Source organism: Sutterella parvirubra YIT 11816 (assembly GCF_000250875.1).
GTDB lineage: Bacteria > Pseudomonadota > Gammaproteobacteria > Burkholderiales > Burkholderiaceae_F > Sutterella > Sutterella parvirubra.
In genome coordinates this window covers 1-3,940 of sequence record NZ_JH604943.1, presented here as the reverse complement: position 1 = coordinate 3,940, position 3,940 = coordinate 1, and the positions used below count along the sequence as shown (strand labels likewise).

General features: G+C 67.2%; 3 protein-coding genes. 1 reads left to right on the top strand and 2 read right to left on the bottom strand.

Translation table 11 applies throughout. The annotated features are described in order from the left end of the window. Positions 1-1,167, top strand: a 1,167-nt coding sequence (locus tag HMPREF9440_RS04450; RefSeq protein ID WP_008541880.1) for a Wadjet anti-phage system protein JetD domain-containing protein, incomplete at its 5' end; no start/stop codon positions are given. Positions 1,168-1,189: 22 nt separating this feature from the next. On the opposite strand, the gene HMPREF9440_RS04445 is transcribed toward HMPREF9440_RS04450, so the two are convergent. After that, a complete protein-coding gene (locus HMPREF9440_RS04445) occupies positions 1,190-1,897 on the bottom strand; it encodes a cyclic nucleotide-binding domain-containing protein (protein WP_008541879.1) in 708 nt (235 codons plus the stop codon). A 206-nt stretch (positions 1,898-2,103) separates the two neighbouring features. After that, positions 2,104-3,627, bottom strand: a complete 1,524-nt coding sequence (locus HMPREF9440_RS04440) for an FAD-dependent oxidoreductase (RefSeq protein ID WP_008541878.1) — start codon at positions 3,625-3,627, stop codon at positions 2,104-2,106. Positions 3,628-3,940: the final 313 nt, after the last annotated feature.

Below are 3,940 nucleotides of genomic sequence, written 5' to 3'. Positions count from 1 at the left end.
CCGGGGGTAGAGCTTCAGGAAGACGCCCGCCGGTGGGCCGGAATGGGCGGCGACGTGCTTCTGCCCGGCACGATCCTCTGGCGCACGCCTGAGGACTTCTTCCGGACGTTGGCGGCCAAACCCTCTGCGGCCAAGACCGCGGATCTTCCCGCCTCCCCCGAACGCTGGGCCGCGGGCGTCGCGCGCCTCGGTGCGCTGATCGACGCGCTCGGCCTTCCTCCCCAGCCGGCGCTCGCCGCCGCCCGCGTCCTCGTGCGGGAAGGCGCGGCGTTTCCGTCTTCGTCCGGGATGACGGACGGCGACTTCGCGAAGCTCCTCCTCGTGCTTGACTGGTGCCGCGCGCACCGACCGGCCGGCATTTACCTCCGCTCGATCCCTCTGGAGGGGATCGATACCAAATGGATCGAGCGGCACGCGGCGATCGTCTGCCCGCTCGACGACCTGACGCGCCCTCAAGCTCACCCCGTCGAACCGGCCGACCCGGCCGAACCCGCCGGGGAAGCGCACCCCGACGCGGACGCCCCCAAGCGCTCCGCCTTCGAACGGTGGCAGCGCCGCGCGGGGTTCCGGGTGCTGGAACTCCCGCCCCTCGTTCTCTGCCGGAACACCCAAGCGTGGCTTCCCGCCGGAGCGGCTGATGCTGACGGAGCGGACGCGCTCGCCCGCCGGGCGATCCAGCTCCCGCTCGCCATCCTGCAGGCGGCGGAGCCCGCCTCCCCCGTCGTCCTCATCGTCGAGAACGTGCAGACGGGGTTGGCGGTCGACGTGCCCGACGACGTACCGGTCTTCATGGGACTCGGAAACGCCGCCGCGGCGACCGTCCGGGCGCTCCCCTGGATGGGGAGGAAGGCGGTCGTCTACGCCGGGGACCTCGACGTGCACGGGTTGGAGATCCTCGCGCGCCTTCGCGCCGCGCACGGGAACGTGCGGTCGGTGTTGGCGGGCGTGGAGGACTTCAAGCGCTTTGAGGCGTTGGCGGTCGACGGCGCGACGGTGGCGGCTTTGGGGGACTATCCGAGAACGGACGAGGAGGCCGCGCTCGCGCGGATGCTCTTTGCCCGTAGGGAGAAGCTCTCTCGAATCGAGCAGGAGCGGATTCCGTTGGCCGAGGTGACGGCTGCGGTCATGGCGGCGCTCAAGGAAGCGGCGGCGGGCGGCCCGAGGTGACCTCCTCCGCGCACGTCGCGCCTCAATGCGTCAGCACCCATTCCGCCATCGGGCGGAGCGCCCGGACGCGCACCCGCATGCCGGCGTCGGTCCGCACGAGGGTCTCCGTCCGGAAGAACTCCGCCATGAGGCGGTCCAAGGGGCCTTTCGAGGTGTAGATGATGTTGGCGAGCGCCGCGCGGGTGATGGGGATCGCCACGGGGACGGTCTCATCCGTCACGTCCAAGGGATTCACTCCTTCGTAGAGGAGCGCCGACGCGAACCACAGAAGCGCCCGGTCGGCCAAAGGCAGCGTGAAGAGCGCCTCCATGCCGATCAGCTCCGACTTGCTCGCCAACTCCGCGTACTCGGCGTAGCGGATGAGGAGCTCCCGGTCGGCGGAGAGCCGCTCGCGGTAGGCGTCCTTCGGCATCGTGGTGACGGTCGACGCCGTGATCGTCTTCAGGACGCGCGGCGTCGGGACGCCCGTGAAGAGGTTCAGAAACCCCGGCATCGTCCCCGCCGGGTAGAGGTTCATCGCGAGGGGTTTGTTCAAGAGAAAGTTCGTGACGCCCTGGCTCAGAAGCCCCGCGTCGACGCGCCGGATCGTCCGCGTCTCGCGCACGTCGGACTGGAGCCCGTGGCGCGGCGGGAAGCTCTCCGTCTCCGGCTCCGCGCCGAAGAGCGCAAGAAGCTCAGCGGGCGCCTGCGGGACGATCCAGGGACAGATGACGGGGACGGAGGACGGCATGAGGAACTTCGGCAAAGCGTGTTGGCTTCCAAGAAGTCTAGCCAACCCCCGGCCGCCCTCCTCCTTCGACGCGCTCAGGCCTTTCCCGAAGGTGCGGGCCGATGAAGGCCGATGAGGGACGGCAGGTACGGCAAGGGCGCCCGGCCGGAGCCGGACGCCCTCTGGGTTGAGGCGGTTCCGCCGATCAGATCGGCATCAAACCGGGGTCACTTCTTCTGCGAGACGATGTGGTCGACGGCGAGCTTCCCGCCGCAGATCGCCCACGAGGACGCCGTACCCTCGGCGATGTGCATGTCGTACGAGTCCGAATAGAGCCCGCCCGCATCCTGACCGATCGCGTAGAGGCCCGGGATCGGCTGCCCCGCCGGCGTCAACGACTGGAAGTGTTCGTTAACGGCGGAGCCGCCCGTCGTCGCGTAGGTCCTCAAGCTCCCCTTGATCGCGTAGAAGGGACCGGTCTTCACTTCGCGGAGCCACTGGGCGTCCTTGTAGAAGTCTTCGTCCTTGCCCATCGCGGTCAATTCGTTCATGCGGTCGGCGGAAGCCTGAAGGCGCTTCGGATCCATGCCGGTCAGCTTCGCGAGTTCTTCCAAGGAGTCCGCCTTGAAGCAGAAGCCGTCCTTGACGCCGCGCGCGAAGAGTTCGTCGAAGTTCGTGAACTTCGTCCCCGGCGTGACCATGCCGAAGTAGCCGCGCGGGAGCCCCTCCCTGATCATCTCTTCGCGGGTCTTGTCGTCGAAGACCGCGAAGCCTTCGCCGCCCACTTCTTCGTAGGCGTTCGAAATGAATTCGAGCGGGAGCGTTTCGTCCGCGACGCGGTCGCCCCGCAGGCTCGTCTTCAGGTACGGCTGGAAGAGCGCCGCCAGCAGCCGCACGTACTCGGCCTTCGTCACGCCGTCCTTCCCGAACTGGAGGTCCGTCGGAACCCCGTAGAGCCAAAGGCCCGCTTGCATGCAGACGTTCATGTTGACGAGCTCGGCGCCCGCGCTCTCCAACATCCGCACGCCGTCGCCGGTGCGCCCCGGCGACCCGGCGCTCTCGTACCCCGAATAGGGCAGGTACTTCTTCACCATCTCCTTGTTGTCGGAGAAGCCGCCCGTCGCGATGATGGTCGCCGTGGAGCGGATCGTGACCGTATCGCCGTTCGCGGCCTTCGCCCTGACGCCCTTCACCGCGCCGTCCTCGATGATGAGTTCGGTCGCCGGGGTGGAGGTGAGGATCTCACCGCCCTTCGCCTTGATGGCGTCGGAGAAGGTCTTCACCAAGACCGTCCCGTGGCCGCCCTTGTACATGTGCCAGGTGCGGTTCCCGTCGATGAACGCGGTCTTCACGGCTTCGTAGTGCACGCCGTGCTCACCCAGCCAGTCGTAGACCTCGCTCGTCTTTTTGAGCCACGCGTTCAGGACCTTGCCGTTGATGCGCCAATGATGGAAGTCCATCACCCGTTTGAACTGCTTTTCCGGCGTCAAGCCGATATTGTCGGCTTTCTGCAAAGCAGATCCAACAAAGAAGCTGCCTTCCATGTAGTTGCCGCCACCGCCCACGACGGCGTTCTTCTCGAGGACGACCGTCTTCAGACCCGCGTCCGTCGCGGCGACGCCGGCGGTGAGACCGCCCGCCCCCGCGCCGACGATCACGACGTCGGCCGTCATCGAACGGTCGGCGGCGAGGACGCCCCCGGCCAAAGAAAGCACCGCCGTGGCGGCGACCGTGTACTGGAACACCTTCATGACTCTTCCTCCTTCTTCTCGTCTTGGTCGTGGGACCGGTCCGGGCAACGTCGGACCCGCGTTGGTCGGCATGGGTCGGGACGGGTCCGCCTGAGCCGATCGGGCTCACCCGAGCGCTTCGGTCCCGGTCTTGACTTCAGTATGAGGGGAGCGGCGTGGCGGCTTCGACCGCCCGAAGTGATCTGACCCAGGTCAGCAGTGAAAACCCGAGATCGTCGTCTTTTGAAGAGGGATGAGGAGGTTGAGGCGCGAAGGTGCGAAGTAGCGGATGAGAGGACGGGGGGTAAACAACTCCTGACTAAAGTCAGAAGCT